The 18,616-nt window shown below is 49.1% G+C and carries 18 protein-coding genes and 1 tRNA gene; 4 read left to right on the forward strand and 15 right to left on the reverse strand.

The window, feature by feature from the left end; all coding sequences use genetic code 11:
• Nucleotides 1-59 precede the first annotated feature (59 nt).
• Entirely contained in the window at nucleotides 60-821 is a 762-nt protein-coding gene (locus LLH06_RS06615) for an SGNH/GDSL hydrolase family protein (protein WP_228172477.1), read from the reverse strand.
• Nucleotides 822-898: 77 nt separating this feature from the next.
• Between LLH06_RS06615 and LLH06_RS06620 the strand changes: the two genes are divergently transcribed.
• The gene (locus LLH06_RS06620) at nucleotides 899-1,942 is read left to right on the forward strand and encodes a quinone-dependent dihydroorotate dehydrogenase (protein WP_228172478.1); all 1,044 of its coding nucleotides are present in this window, start codon (nucleotides 899-901) and stop codon (nucleotides 1,940-1,942) included.
• 238 nt (nucleotides 1,943-2,180) lie between these two features.
• On the opposite strand, the gene LLH06_RS06625 is transcribed toward LLH06_RS06620, so the two are convergent.
• The 3 genes from LLH06_RS06625 to LLH06_RS06635 all read right to left on the reverse strand — a co-directional run bounded on the left by LLH06_RS06625 (nucleotide 2,181) and on the right by LLH06_RS06635 (nucleotide 3,255).
• Nucleotides 2,181-2,351, reverse strand: a complete 171-nt coding sequence (locus LLH06_RS06625; protein ID WP_228172479.1) for a spore protein — start codon at nucleotides 2,349-2,351, stop codon at nucleotides 2,181-2,183.
• A 30-nt stretch (nucleotides 2,352-2,381) separates the two neighbouring features.
• Nucleotides 2,382-2,452: transfer RNA gene (locus LLH06_RS06630), tRNA-Cys, on the reverse strand.
• Nucleotides 2,453-2,505: 53 nt separating this feature from the next.
• On the reverse strand, nucleotides 2,506-3,255 hold the full coding sequence (locus tag LLH06_RS06635) for a TrmH family RNA methyltransferase (protein WP_228172480.1): 750 nt from the start codon (nucleotides 3,253-3,255) through the stop codon (nucleotides 2,506-2,508).
• Between LLH06_RS06635 and tamL the strand changes: the two genes are divergently transcribed.
• The gene (tamL, locus tag LLH06_RS06640; RefSeq protein WP_228172481.1) at nucleotides 3,246-5,633 is read left to right on the forward strand and encodes a translocation and assembly module lipoprotein TamL; all 2,388 of its coding nucleotides are present in this window, start codon (nucleotides 3,246-3,248) and stop codon (nucleotides 5,631-5,633) included. The two genes, LLH06_RS06635 and tamL, sit on opposite strands and share 10 nt — an antisense overlap.
• Before the next feature lie 112 nt (nucleotides 5,634-5,745).
• Here tamL and LLH06_RS06645 read toward each other — a convergent pair whose 3' ends face one another.
• From LLH06_RS06645 to nusB, 8 genes are all read right to left on the reverse strand, one after another.
• A complete protein-coding gene (locus LLH06_RS06645) occupies nucleotides 5,746-6,195 on the reverse strand; it encodes a MarR family winged helix-turn-helix transcriptional regulator (RefSeq protein WP_228172482.1) in 450 nt (149 codons plus the stop codon).
• A gap of 37 nt (nucleotides 6,196-6,232) precedes the next feature.
• Nucleotides 6,233-6,394, reverse strand: coding sequence for a DUF5522 domain-containing protein (locus LLH06_RS06650; protein WP_228172483.1), 162 nt, complete (start codon nucleotides 6,392-6,394; stop codon nucleotides 6,233-6,235).
• Between the two features lie 4 nt (nucleotides 6,395-6,398).
• Nucleotides 6,399-7,337, reverse strand: coding sequence for an MBL fold metallo-hydrolase (locus LLH06_RS06655; protein ID WP_228172484.1), 939 nt, complete (start codon nucleotides 7,335-7,337; stop codon nucleotides 6,399-6,401).
• On the reverse strand, nucleotides 7,334-7,942 hold the full coding sequence (coaE, locus tag LLH06_RS06660; RefSeq protein WP_228172485.1) for a dephospho-CoA kinase: 609 nt from the start codon (nucleotides 7,940-7,942) through the stop codon (nucleotides 7,334-7,336). The genes LLH06_RS06655 and coaE overlap by 4 nt, the downstream gene beginning before the upstream one ends.
• A complete protein-coding gene (locus LLH06_RS06665; protein WP_228172486.1) occupies nucleotides 7,939-8,883 on the reverse strand; it encodes a CdaR family protein in 945 nt (314 codons plus the stop codon). Before LLH06_RS06665 ends, coaE begins: the two co-directional genes overlap by 4 nt.
• 73 nt (nucleotides 8,884-8,956) lie before the next feature.
• Nucleotides 8,957-9,295, reverse strand: a complete 339-nt coding sequence (gene yajC / locus LLH06_RS06670; protein ID WP_228172487.1) for a preprotein translocase subunit YajC — start codon at nucleotides 9,293-9,295, stop codon at nucleotides 8,957-8,959.
• A 25-nt stretch (nucleotides 9,296-9,320) separates the two neighbouring features.
• Complete coding sequence (locus tag LLH06_RS06675; protein ID WP_228172488.1) at nucleotides 9,321-9,788, reverse strand: DUF1573 domain-containing protein; 468 nt, start codon at nucleotides 9,786-9,788, stop codon at nucleotides 9,321-9,323.
• A 2-nt stretch (nucleotides 9,789-9,790) separates the two neighbouring features.
• Nucleotides 9,791-10,738, reverse strand: a complete 948-nt coding sequence (nusB, locus tag LLH06_RS06680) for a transcription antitermination factor NusB (protein WP_228172489.1) — start codon at nucleotides 10,736-10,738, stop codon at nucleotides 9,791-9,793.
• Between the two features lie 298 nt (nucleotides 10,739-11,036).
• Between nusB and LLH06_RS06685 the strand changes: the two genes are divergently transcribed.
• Both LLH06_RS06685 and LLH06_RS06690 read left to right on the forward strand, forming a co-directional pair.
• Complete coding sequence (locus tag LLH06_RS06685; protein ID WP_228172490.1) at nucleotides 11,037-12,860, forward strand: ABC transporter ATP-binding protein; 1,824 nt, start codon at nucleotides 11,037-11,039, stop codon at nucleotides 12,858-12,860.
• Nucleotides 12,861-13,036: 176 nt separating this feature from the next.
• The gene (locus LLH06_RS06690) at nucleotides 13,037-13,375 is read left to right on the forward strand and encodes a DUF3276 family protein (RefSeq protein ID WP_228172491.1); all 339 of its coding nucleotides are present in this window, start codon (nucleotides 13,037-13,039) and stop codon (nucleotides 13,373-13,375) included.
• 452 nt (nucleotides 13,376-13,827) lie between these two features.
• Here LLH06_RS06690 and LLH06_RS06695 read toward each other — a convergent pair whose 3' ends face one another.
• The 3 genes from LLH06_RS06695 to LLH06_RS06705 all read right to left on the reverse strand — a co-directional run bounded on the left by LLH06_RS06695 (nucleotide 13,828) and on the right by LLH06_RS06705 (nucleotide 18,542).
• Nucleotides 13,828-14,631 carry a murein L,D-transpeptidase catalytic domain family protein gene (locus tag LLH06_RS06695; RefSeq protein ID WP_228172492.1) on the reverse strand — a complete coding sequence of 268 codons (804 nt, stop codon included), beginning with the start codon at nucleotides 14,629-14,631 and terminating at the stop codon, nucleotides 13,828-13,830.
• Between the two features lie 263 nt (nucleotides 14,632-14,894).
• Nucleotides 14,895-16,088 carry a mannonate dehydratase gene (gene uxuA / locus LLH06_RS06700; protein WP_228172493.1) on the reverse strand — a complete coding sequence of 398 codons (1,194 nt, stop codon included), beginning with the start codon at nucleotides 16,086-16,088 and terminating at the stop codon, nucleotides 14,895-14,897.
• Nucleotides 16,089-16,100: 12 nt separating this feature from the next.
• Complete coding sequence (locus LLH06_RS06705) at nucleotides 16,101-18,542, reverse strand: glycoside hydrolase family 2 protein (RefSeq protein WP_228172494.1); 2,442 nt, start codon at nucleotides 18,540-18,542, stop codon at nucleotides 16,101-16,103.
• Nucleotides 18,543-18,616 lie beyond the last annotated feature (74 nt).

Here is an 18,616-nt window from a genome sequence, read left to right on the forward strand (position 1 = left end):
CGTAAGCTGATAGCACCTTACAGGGTGCCAGCTTACGCTTTCCTTTTTATAACACGTAATTACTTTACGGTCTTCAACCAGGCCTGTGCCATCAGGTTGGCACCTGCTATGCTCGGGTGTACGCCATCGGCGGTCCAATAGCTGCCCGGAGCAACTTTTTGTGCCTCATCAAAAACAGATTGGTAGGGGATGAAGGCAGCATCAAAGTTATCGGCTATCTCACGCGATGCCGCGCGGTACTCATTGAATTTAGGGAACCAATTATCGTTCACCGACTTCACGCCGTTCACCGCAAATGGCTCACCGATGATAAGCTTTAGCTCGGGCATGGCCTGTTTGGTGGTGTCCAGTAGTTTTTTCAAGTCGTTGCGGTAGGTCTCGATGGTGCCGGTATAACCGTTGGAAAGTGTGTGCCAAAAATCGTTCACACCGATCATAATGCTCAATACGTTAGGTTTGATCTGCAGGCAGTCGGCATTCCACCGCTCGGCGAGTTGGTATACTTTGTTACCGCTGATGCCGCGGTTCCAGATCTTGAGGTCCTTGGTGGGGTTCTTCAACAACAGATCGGCCGAAGCCAGGAACGCGTACCCGGCGCCAAGCATTGGGTTGCTGTTAGGTGTGGTGTTGGTACGATTACGGCCTGCATCGGTAATGCTATCACCCTGAAAAAGGATGGTATCGCCCTGAGATAGGCTTACTTTCTTTTTGGCGCTGCTCTCGCTAATGGCGGCCTCAACGATGTTGGGTATCGATACCGATGCCACAACGGCCACGGCGGCACTGGTAATGAAGTTACGACGGTTAAATTGGTTGCTCATAGGTTTTGTTCAGTTCACTAATGTATCAGGTTTGCATCAAAACTACAAACTCAGGATATAAACTATAAATTTGCGCCATGTATCAACTGCTCAAGCCAATACTCTTCAAATTTGACCCCGAGAACGTTCATTATTTTGTGACCCGCAACCTGAAGCGCTTTAATCGTGTGCCTGGTGGCGCAGGCTTAAGTCGTGGACTATGGTCGGTAAATGATGTACGCATGGAGCGTGAGGTGTTTGGCCTGAAGTTCAAGAACCCGGTCGGTTTGGCTGCCGGTTTCGACAAGAATGGTGATGTGATCGCCGAAATGGCCAACCTGGGTTTCGGTTTTGTGGAACTGGGCACCGTTACACCTTTGCCTCAGCCGGGTAATCCTAAACCACGCATGTTCAGGCTGCCTGCCGATAGTGCGCTGATCAACCGCATGGGCTTTAATAACCTGGGTGTAGACGTGCTGGCACAGCGCATAGCCACTTACCGTAAAAGCGCTGAGGCGGCCAGGAATCCGGTGATCATTGGCGGTAACATAGGCAAGAATAAGGTGACGCCTAACGAGGACGCGGTGAGCGATTACATCAAATGCTTTGACCGGTTGTTCGATGTGGTTGATTACTTTGTGGTGAACGTAAGCTCACCCAACACTCCGGGTTTACGGGCTTTACAGGAGAAAGAACCGTTGATGCACATATTGAACACCCTGCAGCAGCGTAACAACAAGAACGGCATCAGCCGACCGATCCTGCTTAAGATCGCGCCAGATCTCACCAATGAGCAGCTGGATGATATTGTGGAGATCGTGACCGGCACCGGCATCGCTGGCGTGATCGCCACCAATACCACTATCAGCCGCGAAGGCTTGCACACCGCTAAACACATTGTTGAAGAGACCGGCGGCCTCAGTGGCAAGCCGTTGACCCAGCGCTCTACCGAGGTGATCCGCTATCTGTCGCAACGTTCCAATGGTGCGTTCCCGATCATTGGGGTGGGGGGGATTCACTCGGCTGAAGATGCCGAAGAAAAACTTAAGGCCGGTGCAGCGTTAGTGCAATTGTATACGGGCTTTATTTATGAAGGCCCGGACCTGATCACCAGGATATGCAGACGCTTGCTGGGTAAGTGATAATGTTAAATGTTTTTCTTTACCTGTCATCCTGAGCGATAGCGAAAGATCTTATACGCTTGGTAGACCTAACTTAATGCCTGCTTAGCGTATAAGATATTTCACTGCGTTCAACATGACAAGGTGGAAGGGAATCGACTTGGGTCCTCTGAATCTTTAACCAAAAATAATTCAACAAAAAAAGCTCCTGCCGGAATGACCTGCAGGAGCTTTTTGTTTACGGTGCGTGTACCGTTTATTATTTGCTTAATTGAGCTAAAACCTCGTTGTTCTTAGCAATCTGGCTTTTTTTAGGCTCAGCCGAACGGCTTCCTGGCTCAATGTTGGTAGCTAATTTCAAAAATTGTACTTCTAAACGAGATACAGTTTTATTTCTTCTGTCTTTTCTTTTTAAACGTGTAACGCCCATGATGATATTCTTTTACGGTTAACCCTTTAGAGGTCGAGAGCGGATTCGAACCGCTGTAGAAGGTTTTGCAGACCTCTGCCTAGCCACTCGGCCACCCGACCATTATTTTTTAATGGAGCGCAAAAATAATAATTAATTTATTGTACGGCAATTTTTATTGAACCTTTTTTCCACATATCTCCGAGCAGAACAACGCCGTTGCGATCGCCACGTTCAATGACTCGGCCTGGCCAATGCGCGGTATGGTAATGGCGCGGTCCACTAATGCCTGTATATCAGGCCGTATGCCGTTGCCTTCGTTACCCATTAAAATCAATCCCTCGTTGCCAAAGTCTGTTTTGTAAATGTTCTCACCATTTAATAAAGCACCAAAAACAGGCATACCAAGTTTAGGCAGTAGTTCGGCCAGGTCGGTATAGTGGATATTGGTGCGAGCCAGCGAACCCATCGTAGCCTGTACCACCTTAGGGTTATATGCATCCACCGTATCTTCCGAGCAAATAATGTTTTGAATGCCGAACCAATCGGCCGTGCGGATGATCGTGCCCAGGTTGCCGGGATCCTGAACGCCATCCAATACTAACGTGAACTTTTTTTGAAGGTCGGTGTTATTAAGCGTTCGGGGAGCAGGTATGCTTATCACGGCCAAAACCTCTTGCGGGGTGGTCAGTCCGCTCATTTTTTCAAGTTCGGCAGCGGTAATCGGTTCAAGATCGGTATTGTATGGTAATTTGTTTAAATTTGCAGAGGCAGATGGGGTGTGGTACACGGTTTTAACGCTGTAGCCTGAGTTAATGAACTCCGAAACGGTTTTTAAGCCCTCGGCCACAAAGAGCCGGTGCTCTTTGCGAAACTTTTTTTGTTGTAAGGATCTAATTAAACTTATTTGCGACTTTGAGATCATTTTACCCTGAAACTAAGCTATACAGCCTTGCAATATTAAGTATTCTTTTAGTTTTTGTGGTAAGCAGCTGCAGTTTAACACGCGGGTTAAAAGAAAACCAGTACCTGGTGCGCGGCGTTAAAGTGGATAGCGTTGACAAGGAGTTCTCGGAGTCGGCCCTGCTTTATGTGGATCGTTTACAGCAACCCAACAGCTGGTTCAACCTCCAACTTTACTATCTCTTTAATAAAAAAGGAAACAAAGATCTTGGCGAGGCCCCTGCCATACTTGACAGTAACTTAGTAGAGTTCTCGCGACTGCAGATCCAAAAGTTCCTTCGAAACAAAGGTTACCTCAAAACACAGGTGATCAGCGATATCAAGACCAAGAACAAGAAAGCATACCTCACGTTCACCGCCCGCCAGGGGCCGCTTTTTAGGATACGCAATGTGCAGGACAGTATTGGTGACACCAATGTGCAGGCGCTGTACCGGGTGAATCGCAGGCGTTTCTCGCACGTACAACCCGGTGGCCGTTTTGACATGGACAGTTTGGCCTATGATCGCGACGAGTTCTACCAGGTGATGAAGCAGAACGGCTATTACGACTTCTATCGTCAGTACATGAACTATAACTATGATACCACCTTTAATAACAGTGTGGTGGATATCAAAGTAATGATCGATAGCCCGCCAGGACGTAAATTTCACCCCATATACAAGATCAATAATACACTGATCACCATTGCCACCAGCAACGGACGCACCAGCGGAAATGCCGACACCCTCAAGGTCGATTCACAGTTCACTTTTGTGGATTACTCGCACCGGTTCAAGCCTGATGCAGTAACGCGCTATATATTCCAGCACAAAGGCGATATCTATAACATCGACCAGCAAACGCTTACCACCTCGCGACTCTCAGAGTTGAACGTGTTCCGTAACGTGCCCAACCCGATATACTTCAAGGTGCCCGATAGTACCAACCGACGGCTCAATACGCGGATCGATATCATTCCGCTCAAAAAGATGTCGGACCGGGTGGAGGTCGAGTTCCTGCACTCCAGTCAGGGTTTCCTCGATTTCTTTTCGGGGTCGGGGTATGGTTTCAACGTAGGTAATACCTTTACGCACCGCAACGTGTTCAAGCATGCAGAGATATTGCAGGTCAAGTTCAATTACAGCGTGCTGTTGGGTAACTCGGCCAACCAGATCAGCCGCGGCGGGGTACAGAACCAGGATTTTAAGATAGGGGTGAACCTGGCGTTCCCTCGTATCATCGCGCCTATCGATCTGCCGGTGTTGGGTAAATACGGCGTGCCGCACACCACGTTCTCTTCAAACTTCCAGTTGTTCTATCAGAATGGATTAGTGAAACGCCGGAGTTTCATCAACTCCATCACTTATGATTGGATGGAGACAAGCCGCAAGCAACATTCCTTTACCCCGATCAGCTTTGAGTTCTCGAATGGTACAATCGACCCTGCCGCCCGCGATGCGTTATTAAAGCAAAATCGTTTCTCGTATATCTACCTGATCGGCCGCACGGTTTATACGATCAGTACACAGTACACCTATCAACTCAACTTCAACAAGCTGAACTCGCTGGACGACTTCGTGTACTTCAGGGGATCGCTCGATATTGGTGGGAATACTATGAGCTTGCTGGCCAAGGCACTGAACACACCGCGTGACACTACCGGTGCACGCACGTTGTTCGGCTATCCATTTGCGCAGTATAGCAAGGCCGAAGTAGATCTGCGTTTTTATCGTACTTTGGGTGGCGAGCGCCAATTTATATTCAGGATCAATGCCGGCGCTGGTGTGCCTTATGGCAATAGTAACCAGTTGATATTCGAAAAGAACTATTACGCCGGTGGTGCCAATGATATGCGTGCGTGGTTACCGCGAACATTGGGCCCGGGCCAGTTCAACCGTGATTTTTATGGTACCGACACCACCACCCGCGACCGACTGAAATATCTTGATCAGTTCGGCGAGATCAAAGTGGTGAGCAACCTAGAATACCGTAGCAAGCTGATCAACAACTTCTACGGCACCAAGGTAAAGGGGGCGTTGTTTATGGATATGGGTAACATCTGGCGTATCAAAGATGCTCCTGAAAATCCAGGCGGTAAATTCACGTTCAACAACTTATATAAGTCTACCGCGATCGGCATCGGTGCTGGTCTGCGGTTCGACCTTCAGTTCTTCGTATTCCGTTTAGATGCAGCGTTTAAATTCAAAGACCCTCAGTTCGATGGGGCTGATCAGTATGTATTGCTGAAAAATTTTGGCGAGCTGTTCAAGAAAGGGCAGTTCAAGTCAGACTACCAGGATTCGCATGGCGAGCCATACCGCTTCATGCAGTTGAACTTCGCGATCGGGATGCCGTTCTAAGAGTAGGGTCGTTGGGGTAATAATAGCCCATGTGAATGCGTATACGAGTAGCTCTAAAGGCATGGCCCATGGGATGCATCTCTCTCAGCGTGACAAAAAGCTTTAGAGTTCTTTAACCGCGTAATTTATCCAGCAGGTCACTTAGCGTGGCGGCCTCGTCCTCGGTGAGGCTATGCTTTAATAGGTCGGCTGTCTTAAATTCCTGATCGATCTTTGACAGTACGTCGAGCCCCTTTTGACTGATGTGAATATCAACGGCCCTACGGTCGATGTTGTTGGTACAACGTGATACCAATTCTTTTTGCATCAGGCGGTCAACGATGCGCGATGCATCAGACATTTTGTCGAGCATGCGCTCCTTGATCATATTGATGGTGGCCGGTTTGGGACTTTGACCACGCAGGATCCGCAGCACGTTGAACTGCTGACTGGTAAGGTCATATCTCTCAAAGTTGATACGCAAAAGATTGTTCAGCCAGCTGTAGGTGTAGCTGATGTTGATCACCGCTTTGTGGTAATTATCTTCAAATTTGCTGCTTTGTATCTCGTCCTCGATCTTCATATCAGTTACAATAATAGTAAATAAGACGAAAAAACGCTTACTTTTTGATCACCAGTTTTTCGGTCTTGGGCCGTCCGTAGTGCCACGGGCAGTGTTTGCAACGGTTCTTACAGCAGTGTCCGCGCTTCAAATGGTACTCGCGGGTGAATACCATCATGCCGTCCTCATTCATATAAAAGTCTATGCCTTCGGTCAGCATTTCTTCAATTCAAAGCTTTGGTGAATAGGGTGCCGGCAAAGTGTTGTTGCAGTGCGCTACCGTCGCCATGCAGTGTCCATAGCTGTTTGGGAGCCACTTTTTCCACGGTGATCAGCACGTCGTTCCAGTCCACATGGTCAGAGATGAACAGGGTATCCTGGTCATTGACCTGCAGGTTCTTCCAGCCCGAGGCAAATAGTCGTTTAACACCCACGGCACGTTGGTAACTATCAAAAGTAAAGGGTGGCACCAGGTACACGTACTCCTTTTGCTCCTTCATGAGCTTACGGTTATATAATTGGTTACGGCCAAGCGTATAGCCATGCCGCTCATATACCGCATTGATCGGGGCTACCCTGAAGTGCACCAGAACCTGCTTTTCCGGAACATGATCATTAATGAGCCTGATGATGCGTTGTGCCTTGCCCAAGCTATAAGCACCAAGCAGGATGTTGATCTTAATATTATTCAGCTTTTTGATCTCGGCCACCGGGTCGGGGTGTTGAGTGGCCGGGTCGGCAAAGGTGCTCTCGGTAATGAGTACATCGGCCTGCACAAATTCGATCGGCTCGCAGGTCGCATCGGGTTGTAACTTGTAATCGCCGGTGTATAAATAGGTAGTGCCCTGATGCTCAATCAATACCTGCGCCGAGCCCAATATGTGACCGGCCGGGATGAAGCTGACGGTCACGCCGTTGATCTTAACCTCTTGCCGATAGTCGAGGAGCTGCAGGTTCTTCCCGGCGTTCTTACCATATCGCAGTCGCATCAGGTCGGCAGTAGGAGTGGTGCAGTATACGTTCCTGTTGCCCGGTACGGCATGGTCGCCGTGAGCATGGCTGATCACCGCGTGTTCTACAGGCTGCTGGGGGTCCAAGTAGAAATTGCCGTAACGGCAGTACAGACCGTTGGCGTCGTAAGCCAAAAAATCGTCTAAGATCATGCTTTCGCGGCGGCCAGTTCTAAAAAGTGTTGATGCATTTTCAGTACCTGTGGGATCACCAGTTGGGTATTGTCGTTCACTACTTCAAAAGTAGCCAGTTGACGTTTTTCTTTTTCAGGCATTTGGCGAGCATTGCGGGCGGCGGCCTCATCAAGACTAATGCCATCGCGCTTAGCCACCCGTTGCAGGCGAACGTCGGTAGGGGCGGTCACTAATATGGTATGATCACAATCTTTATAGGAGCCGCTCTCGAACAGGATAGCAGCCTCTTTCATTACATAAGGCGCAGCATGGTTGCTGCCAACCCATGCATCAAAGGCTCTGAAAACCGCAGGATGCACTAAGCCATTCAGCCTGGTTAATGCGGCTTGGTCATTGAATACTATATTGGCGATGTATTTACGGTCAAGTGCTCCGCCAGGCAAGTATGCCTGCTCTCCGAAGGCAGCTTTGATCCCGCTGATCAGTTCCTGATCGGTGGTCATTACGGCCTTGGCCTGGTCATCAGAGTTGAACACCTGTATATCTAAAAGTTCGAACAGGTGGCTTACGGTGGTTTTGCCGCTGCCAATGTTACCGGTGATGCCTATCTTGAGTTGGCTCATTTTCGTACTAAAAAATCAATGTTACGTGGCTCAATGTTCACCACCTTGCAGTAGGCGGGTACCCGATTCACTGTTACCGGTAGGACCGAATAGCCATCGTTCTCCCACGAGCCCAGATCCACCGTGGCCTCAAAGAACTCCTCATCGATCTCGGTGTAACGGCTCAACGGAGTAGTGAAGGTAATGGTGACGTACTGCGGATATAGCTTTACATTGTAATAATGTGGGTTATTCACCACTTTTACAGGTATTCTCAGCTTTTTCTCGGTAAATTCCTCGACCGGTATATTTACCTGAACTGACTTAGGGTAAACGCTCATATTCCCTTCTTTCACCGGCTGTAGTTGCAGGCCGGTGCGTATGCGCGAATTCACGTTGCTGAGCTTAAGGGTGTCGGTCTTCCAACTTTTTATGGCATTCACCACGTTGGCCGGGCCGTTGAGTGTAACATAGGCCGGTTTGATATTGATCTTTCCCGATACCTGGTATTGCGGCAGGTAACCTATCTCGAGCACTGGCTCAACTGGTACCTTCTTGATCACCCGGTTGGTAAAATCAAAGTACAGCGTATCAGGGTCAAAGGCGATGATCTTATGCTTTTTGTCCCTGAATTTGTTCACTTGGTCAAGTTGGGTGTTCAGGGCTATAAAGTTGGCATGTTCGAGCGTGTGCAGGTCAATGGTGACCGGCTGCTCATCGTTCACCTTCGAAAATACCATTTGCCAGCCTGTGCCTTGTACGGTAGCATCTACCGTATCAGGTTGCAGGGCATGGTAGGCGCGCCGCTGAGGCGCGTTCTTGAACGTGAGCGTTTGTTTGGTGGTAAAGCTATACGTACCCGAGAGCGTGGCCAGCAGCCAGGCTATCACTGCAAGCAACAAACAAGTAAAAAATACTGATAAGCGCCTGCGTTCAGCAGCTGATAGTTTGATTATTGCCATGATCGGGGGTAAATGTAAAATGCCGTTCCCTTATTTACAAAAGGAACGGCATTTTAGTGTTCTTGATCGCTAATTATGCTTTTACCTCTGCAGGTGGGGTGTTCAAAGCTTTTGAAGCGTCAAGAGAGATCGAACCTTTGTCGAAACGGATGCGGCCGTTCTCTACTTCGATCAAAAAGGTGGTATCGTTCATGTCAACGATGCGGCCATGTATACCGGCGGTTGTTACCACGCGGTCACCTTTTTTCAACTCTTCAACGTATTTTTTCTGATCTTTTTGCTTCTTCATTTGCGGGCGGATCATAAAAAAGTAGAAGACCACGATGATCAGGATCATCGGTATCATGCCGCCTATGCCGCCGCCGCCGAAAAGACCGCCAGAAGCGGCCTGTAATAAAATTGCTGTTGTCATTTATCTGAATAAAAGTTTTTGATACTTATTTAACGTCAGGTTTAGCTGCTTTTGCCAATACCTCGCCCGTAAGATGTACGCGGTTGTTGGCCGGTACGGTGTTACCCACAATGGTGATCACCTTATCTTGCAGGCCTTGTTTTCCAGCGCTGTTAAAGGTCACCTTAACGGTACTTGCGGCACCCGGAGCGATCGGGTCTTTAGATATCTCGGGTGTGGTGCAACCACAGGTAGCGTAAGCATCTGAAATGATGAGCGGCGTTTTACCGGTGTTGGTGTACTTGAACTCATAGGTCACGTTATCGCCCTCTTTGATCTTGCCAAAGTCGTGCGTTTCGGTCTCGAATTTCATTACCGGCGCATTGGCGCTATCCACTGGTGCATTGGATGCGGTCTTGGTGCTATCGGCACCGCTTTGGGTTCCGTTGCTTGATGGGGTGCAGGCTGCTATGGTGGCGGCCAGGCAGATCACTGCGGCTAATTGCTTGATCATAGTTACTCTATTAAACCTCGTCCGGTCTTGCGGATACGGTTCTCTTCTTTAAGGTCGGCTAATATTTTGTCCAATATACCATTTATGAACGAGTTACTCTTTGGCGTACTGAATTCTTTAGCGATCTCCAGGTACTCGTTAATGGTCACCTTTACCGGTACCGAAGGGAAGTCAATGAACTCGGTGATAGCCATCTTCATCAGTAAAGTATCCATCATAGCAATACGCTCAGGCTCCCAGTTCTGGGTCTTTTGACCGATCAGTTCCTGATACTCGTCGTTATGGCGGATGGATCTTTTAAATAGGTCAACAATGAACTCGCGGTCCTCGGTCCAGTTACCGGTAACTTCAGCCAGCTTGTTCTGTTGAGGCTCGTCGTAAGAAAAGTTCTTGAACGTTTTGGCGATAAGGGCTTGCAATACGTCCTTATCTACCGGCCAAGAAATGAATTTATCTTCAAATACCTGCTCAGCAAGGGTCGATTTTAAGATGACCTTCTTAAAAATGAACTTGATGATGTCCTTATCGGTCTGCAAGGTGTCATCTGTTTTTTCCAGATAGGCCTTGTACTCGTCAGAATTTTTGAGGATGATGAATAATGATTTAGCCAATTCCGGCTCGAAATCCCACGATATCTTGTATTTTTTGAGTGCCGCGATGTACTCCTTGTTCACGTGGAGTGAGGTGATGAAGCGGTTCTCTAAGATCTTGAGGTTGGGGTTGAGGTCCTCAGCAGTACGGATGTGTTTGTTGGCGCGTTCCTGGGCATCATTGGCCGAGAATTGGATCACTTCGTCAATAAGCGAGAGCATCCAGATATACATCTCATAAACACGGTCAATGTTCTGTAACATTAACTTTTCGTGGGCCTGCACTTCCTTTTGGTCGCTTTGATGGTAGGCGTATAAAGCCTGTAGAACTTTAACCCTGAGGTGCCTTCTGTTTAACATGGGTAAGAACGTTTTTTGTTAGATATACCTTAATTGTATGTTGATCGTATCACTAATTACTGAACTTGGTTTTTTGTTGACGAAACATTTAAAAAGCGTTCCCATCATTTGCCACCCGTTCAATGTATCGGTCATACATACCAACAGAACGCCGCAAAAGTAGGGAAATTTTTAACGGGCATAAAACTTTTATATGTAAAAAAGCTATTGTAACAAGGGCTGCCCGGTAGTGGGCGACCATAGGATCTGCTGCCCATGTGCTTATTGATCCAATAACGATTACCTTTGCCCGCAAGCAATGAAGAGTCTCGCTTATCTCAACAAATTCTTTTACAAATACCGCTGGCGGTTGGTACCGGGCATTCTGTTCGTGATCATCTCCAATATATTTGGCGTGTTACCGGCCCAGGTGATCAGGGTGGCCTTTAACCTCGTGTCTGACAACATCCAGATATATCACCTGTATGCAGGGTTCGACAGGCAGCAGGTCATTTATGATATATTCGGGTCGAGCCTGTTGCTGTTCGGCGGTTCGGTGCTTTTGCTGGCATTGCTGCGGGGCATGTTCCTGTTCTTCATGCGGCAAACCATTATTTTGATGTCGCGCCATATCGAATACGACCTTAAGAACGAGATCTATGCGCACTATCAACGCCTGTCGCTGGCATTTTATCGCCGCCACAATACAGGTGACCTCATGAACCGCGTGACCGAGGATGTTAGCCGCGTGCGGATGTACCTGGGGCCGGGCATCATGTATGCCATCAACACCATCGTGCTCTTCATACTGGTGGTATATGCCATGATGAGCGTGAACGCCCGTCTGGCTTTCTTTTCCCTGCTGCCCATGCCGCTGCTGGTTTGGGGTATCTATTATGTCAATAACATCATCGAACACCGGAGCGAGAAGATACAACAGCGCCTGTCGGCCTTGTCGAGTTTTGTGCAGGAGAACATATCGGGCATCAGGGTCATCCGCTCTTATGTACGCGAGGGTTTTGTGAACGCCCGGTTCAAGGCCGAAAGCGAGGATTACAAGACCAACTCCATGGAGCTGATCAACGTGCAGGCCTTGTTCTTCCCCATGATGTTGCTGCTGGTGGGCTTGAGTAATATCCTGATCATTTACATTGGTGGGGTAGAGGTGATGAAGGGCAATATCACTTCGGGTAACATCGCCGAATTTGTGGTGTACCTTGGGCAACTTACCTTCCCGGTCATGTCGTTAGGATGGGTAAGCTCGCTGATCCAACGGGCCGCAGCATCGCAAAAGCGCATCAATGAGTTCCTGTTCGAGCAGCCCGAGATCATATCGCCGGCCGTAGCCCCTAAGCACGTAAAAGGGCAGGTGGTGTTCGACCAGGTGAGTTTTACTTACCCGGATACCGGGATCGAGGCGTTGAGGTCAGTGTCGTTCACCATTGAGCCGGGGCAACTGGTGGCTATTATAGGCCGTACGGGGTCAGGTAAATCGACCATCGCTAACCTGCTGATGCGGATGTATGATACCACCGGCGGAGACATTTTGATCGACGGCGAGACCATCAAGCAACAACAGCTCGAGAGCTTCCGCTCGCAGGTAGGTTTTGTGCCGCAAGAGGTGTTCCTCTTCTCCGATACTATCGCCAACAACATCGCTTTTAGTGCCGATAAGCTGGACATGCCTGCCGTGGAGCAGGCCGCCAGGGATGCTGCCGTATACAATAATATCATGGACCTGGAGCAAGGCTTCACGACGTTGATCGGTGAGCGGGGCGTGACCCTATCAGGCGGACAAAAGCAGCGTGTGAGCATTGCAAGAGCGATCTTTAAACGCCCGCAGATACTGATCTTTGATGATTGCCTTTCGGCCGTGGATACCCGTACCGAAGAAGAGATATTGGGTAACCTGGGTCGGGTAATGAAGGGAAAGACCAGCGTGATCATCGCTCACCGGATATCGACCATACGTAACGCCGACAAGATACTGGTGATGGACGATGGCCGTATTGCCGAACAAGGCGACCATCAGCAGCTAATGGACCTTAAAGGCGTATATTTTGACCTTTATGAAAAGCAATTGCTTGAAGAAGCCGACGAGGATCTCCCTATCGATGATAATATATCGCCTATTAATTTATGATATCATAAAAGTGGCGTAACTAATTGTAGTAAAACCCCGTATACTTTCACTTTAGTTATTATAACACTTATGATATTGCAAATTTTGATCGTTAGTTAAGCACTTTATTGTAAAAGATGCTTGTGAAATTAAAATTTGTTTATATTTAGACGATCAAACTATACAACACTTTAGCAATGGGAGATTTTGACAACAGAGAGCGGGATGAGGTTTTCTCGAAAAAGGTAAGAGCAGGTAAAAGGACCTACTTCTTTGATGTAAAGGCAACGCGTTCGAACGACTATTACATCACCATAACCGAGAGCAAGAAGCGTTTAGAGGACGGCTCTTTTGTTAAACACAAGATCTTTTTGTACAAAGAGGACTTCGAGAAATTTGCCGAAGGGTTGAAAGACACTGTTAACTACATCAAAGCTAACCAGGAAGTTGTTGAGAAACGCTACGAATTCAGCGAATTGAACGAGATCACCAAAGCTGCCGGTGTTGCTGCCACCGATGAGGATTTCTCCTTTTAAGCACACCGCATAGATATAGAAGAGGCCGTCTTTTTATACAGGGCGGCCTTTTTGTTTGCCGGGATCAGCGCGATGTCCTCAATTTAAGAGATCCGCAATTTTAGGACGAAATGGTATGGTCAGGGGCGTGCAAGCCATGCAGCCGCGCCTGACCAAGTGTTACATTTGCATTAAAAAGTGTTACATCCGGTGTTACATTTCGGCTTTTTGTATGCTTTTTCTGGAAAAAGTTGGGTTTTTGCCAAATTCGTAATGCTTAAAAGTGGGGAAAGTTGGGGAATTTTGTTACATCGGTGTAACATCTGTAGCGACAGTTCACAGCGCATCGAAGGTGGATAACACGAGACAAGATCAGGACATTTATTCGGTAAGATAGCCATCGATATCTAAAACGACAAAGGCTCCGCATGACCAATGCGGAGCCTTTGTCGTTTATTTTATCTTGATGCTGATCAGCTGCCGGTGCCGGTCAATTGCATCGAGCTATCGGCTGCCGTCGGTGCGGTAAATTTGCTGATGAAGGTGTCGTCCAGATATTTTGACGTGTAGTCAGTAGCGTTGGCATTGATGAAGATCATGTTCTTGCCTTTGATCAGGTCAATGATCTTGTTCGATACCTCTGGCGAGACAGCAGGGCAACCCTGGCTGCGACCCAAACGACCGGTCATTTGAATCGTCTTTTCGCATACATAGTTGGCCGCATGCAATACCACCGCGCGCGAACGGGCATTGGTGTTAAAGCCGGTATCTAGTCCGTCAAGCTTTAGTGAACGGCCGTGTTTACCGTAATAAACCTCGTTGGTCACATAAAAGCCTAAGCTACTTTGGTTAGAGTTGTTCTGGTTAGAGAACTGAGTGGCGTTCAACTCGCCGCTGCCACGGCCGTGAGCTACCCAGGTGTTCAGCAGCAGTTCCTTTTTGGCCAGGTCAACGATCCACATACGTTTCTCGGAGCTTGGCTTATTGAAGTCTACCACAGTGATCACGTCACTGTGTGCCGAAAGCTTGTTATTCTGTTTTAAGTTATAATAGCCGGTAAGCGCTTTTTCAAATACGTTGAATTCAAGGCCGGCCATTTTCAATTTGGCGGTACCGTACACATCGGCCGCATAGCTGGCAAATGCTGTGGTAACTGTAGCCTTGGCTTCTTTTTTGGTCACTACAACAGCCTTTTTAACAGTGGCCGAACGTGAACTTAAAATAGCGCTTGTCAATATGACCGCCAGGGTCATAGCTGCCCAAATGGTTCTCTTCATATGTCTGTTGAGGGTTGTGATCATATAGTTCAAAAAGATCAACAGGCTTGGCTGATGTTATAATTGTTACTTACAAAAATAATCAAAAACCCTGCCTAAAGGGTCACCGGTATATCATTAATTAATTAGGGGTTAATATTATGTTTCACATAATATCAAGCAGTTAAGGCCGGGGAGCCTTAACTGCTGTCAAATATACTAAAAAGGCCTTATCAGGTAAAGGCCACAGCGCTATCGTTGGGGCGATGGGTGTTGCTTTAACATCATTTATGCAGCGCCATAAAGCGCTCAATGCCTAATTCAAGGCCACGCAATTCGGCCAGACCACGCAAACGGCCAATGGCCGAGTAGCCAGGATTGGTCTTTTTGTGCAGGTCATCAAGCATCTTGTGGCCATGATCCGGACGAAATGGCATACGCAGGTGTTTATCGCCAGCTGCTTTGCGTTTTTGCTGCTCGGTCACCAATGCCTTCATCACACCGAACATATCTACATCGCCATCCAAATGATCAGCCTCGTGGAAGTTGCCCTGCTCATCGCGGCGGGTGGCACGCAAGTGTATAAAGTGTATGCGGTGGCCTAAACGCTCGGCCATGCCGACCAAGTCGTTATCGGCACGTACCCCGAACGAGCCGGTGCAAAATGTAAGGCCGCTGTTATAGCTTGGTACAGCATCATACAACTGCTGTATATCTGCCTCGGTACTTACCACGCGGGGTAGGCCCAGGATAGGATACGGTGGATCGTCGGGGTGGATGCACATCAGCACGCCGGCCTGCTCGGCCGCCGGTATCACCTGCTCTAAAAAGTAGTAAAGGTTGGCTTTTAGTGTATCAGCGTCGATACCGTCGTATGTGGCCAGTATCTGCAGGAATTGTTCAGTGGTATAACCTTCTTCAGATCCTGGCAAACCGGCAATGATGTTCCTGATCAGCTTGGTCTTTTCTTCCTCGCTCAGGCCATCGGCGTAGGCTTTGGCTTCTTGCTTTTGCTGTTCGCTGTAGTTCTGCTCGGCTCCGGGGCGTTTAAGCAGGTAAAGTTCAAATGCCGCAAATGCCGTTACGTCGAAGCGCAGGGCGGTAGAACCATCAGGCAGCAGATAGTCCAGATCGGTACGGGTCCAATCCAGTATAGGCATAAAGTTGTAGCAAACGATATCGATACCGCACTGGCCTAGGTTGATCAGGGTTTGCTTGTAGTTCTCGATATACTGGGCGTAGTTGCCGCTGCGTTTCTTGATATCCTCATGCACGGGCACACTTTCCACCACCGACCATACCAGGCCGGCCGCTTCAATGATCGCCTTGCGTTGCTGTATCTCTTCTACAGGCCACACCTGCCCGTTAGGGATATGGTGCAGGGCCGACACGATGCCTGTTGCACCTGCCTGCCTTACATCTGACAGTGATACCGGATCATTAGGGCCGTACCAGCGCCATGTTTGTTCTAAGCTCATAAGTTGGATCGATTATTTGCCGCCTAAAGTAATAAATATGGTGGGTAATCGAGGTGATCCAACGCTCAAAACGCTATGCCCTTGTTGTAATTTTACCTTTACCATGGCCCGGCCGTTATAAGCCTGCAACTTGCGCGACCCGGTAGATGTGCCCAGATCGGCAAGCAAGTCGCCATCGCCGGCAAGGCCAAAGCTGATCCAGTTGGCCGCATCAAGGCAGGGTACGCCTTTTGCGTCGGTCAGCTGTACCTCAATGGTGGCCACATCCTGATCGGTGCTGATCACTTTAGCGGTCATGGTTGCAGGGGCGGCCCACTGGCGAGTCTCGTACTGCTGCTCGATCTGGTCGGTCAGGGTCACCTTGCCTTTTTGGGCCACCACCCTGATCAGGTTGTTGCCTGTATTGAACGGCACATCCCAATGCAGCCCGGCAGCGGGAAAGTCCTGCACGTTACGCTTTTTAACGCCGTAGCTTTTGCCGTTCACATAAAGCTCGGCTTCATCGGCGTTCGAGAATACTTTGACCTGTTTCAACTCGCCTGGCTTACCCCAGCGTACCGGCCAGTTGTGCCCAAATATGTGCACCATAGGCTTTGCCGACCAATACGATTGAAAGATGTAGTACGATTCTTTCAAACTCATATCGCGCTCCACCACGCCTTTTTGGTTCACATAGGGAATGGGATTATCGGCCCTTAGCGGGGTCGAAAAATCTTTAAACGTCCAAAACGCCGAACCGGTCAACCACGGCATGCTCTCCTGTTCTTTAAGGTGCCAGTCAAAAAGTTCGGCAATGTAGCTCTCGCTCCAGTCGCCGTCGCGGGCCACTTGTACATCGCGCTTTTTACCGGTGGTGGGGTCGGTAGTACGTTTAGCTTCCAGGTAGCCCAGCGGGTCTTCGGCAAAGCGGCGGGCATGGCTGTCGCCGCCCCATTCGGCATGGAAAAAACGTTTCACTTTGCCTACTTCGTCCTGGGTCAACTGCTTGTAGTCGGTATATTTGGCCTTATACCAGCCCGCCCAAATGGAGGGCGAATAAACATCGGGTATATCGGCACAAAAATCGCAGCGGCGTATGCTGGTGAGGCGGGTAGCGTCTAACCGGTGGGTCAGATCATGCTGCTGCTTCATGAACTTGCGTATCTTTTGCTTATCAAATTCGGCGAAGTCGCCCTCCCAGTCGTTCTCATTACCCAAGCCCCACAGTATGATGGAGGGATGATTGTAATGCTGTTGGATCATGTTGGTCATCATTTGGCGGGCCATGGCCTGGTAGGCTTCGCCACCCAAACCGCCGCGGCACCAGGGCTCTTCTTCCCACACCAAAATGCCCAGGCTATCGCACAGGTCCAGCACAATGCGCGATTGCTGGTAGTGCCCCAGCCTGATAAAGTTGGCGCCCATATCCTTGATCAGCTGCATCTCCTGGCGCATCATGGCTTCGGTCATGGCCGCGCCCACCCCGGCATGGTCCTCATGGCGGTGTGTGCCGCGCAGCAGGAGTCGCTTACCATTTAAAAGGAAAGGTCCTTTCTCTTTGAACTCAAAATTGCGAAAGCCAACCTTTTGGGTGCTGGTAAAGGTTTGCCCGTCGGCCGTTGCCGTTACCTGCACGGTGTACAAATAAGGGTCGGCAGGCTGCCAGGCGTGTGGCTTGCTGATCTTGAAGCGGGTGGTCTGGCCGTCCGTTGCTGGTGCATCTACTTTATAGTTCTTGTTGGCCACCATCTTTCCATTGGCATCTATGACCTTGATCTGCCCGGTCACGTTGCCTTGCGTGTGCTGGGCCAAGATGGTCTTTACTTCGAGCGTTCCCTTGGTCAGGGTACTATCCAACACCGGAGTGATCATTAGCCTATCGATGGATACCGATGGCTGGTATACCAGGTTGAGGTAACGGTAGATGCCGCCGTAAACGTTAAAGTCGGACATGCGCGAGGGGATGGTCTCCAGGTCGCGCGAGTTATCGCACCGGATCGATACCGGGATGCGTCCTTTGAACTGTTTTTGATAAACCTCGGTATGTTTAAAGGCTTCTATGGCATCGGTCAGGTCGGCCGTCCACTCATCATAACCACCCAAATGCGAGGCCACTTTGGTGGTATACACGTAAACGTCGGTACGCTGACCGGCGCCTTCAAAATGAAGTAGCGTGCGGCCATTGGCGTAAGGGTTATTGATGTTGAGTTGAGTGCGATACCATCCCGGCCCCTGGTAGTAGTTCACATCAGGATCCACGGCATCGCGATCGTTGAAGCAGTGCGGTAGGGTCACTTTTTGCCATAGCGGTACGCTTTCGGGCTGTCCATCGCGCACGGGGCGTACGGCTTCCCATATGCCGCCAAGGTCCTGCCGTATGTATTCCCAACCGGTGTTCAGCCGGATGCTTTGCTGCGCATAGATGGGGGAGATGATGCCAACGAAGGCGATCAGTAAAAGTAGTTTTTTGATCATGAAGCAAGTGATGATATGGCCTTTGGAGTGAGCCATGGCCTTTATAACTGGTTATTCTACCGTAAATATAGCTC

Origin of the sequence: Mucilaginibacter daejeonensis, assembly GCF_020783335.1 — a bacterium.
Classification (GTDB): Bacteria; Bacteroidota; Bacteroidia; order Sphingobacteriales; family Sphingobacteriaceae; genus Mucilaginibacter; species Mucilaginibacter daejeonensis.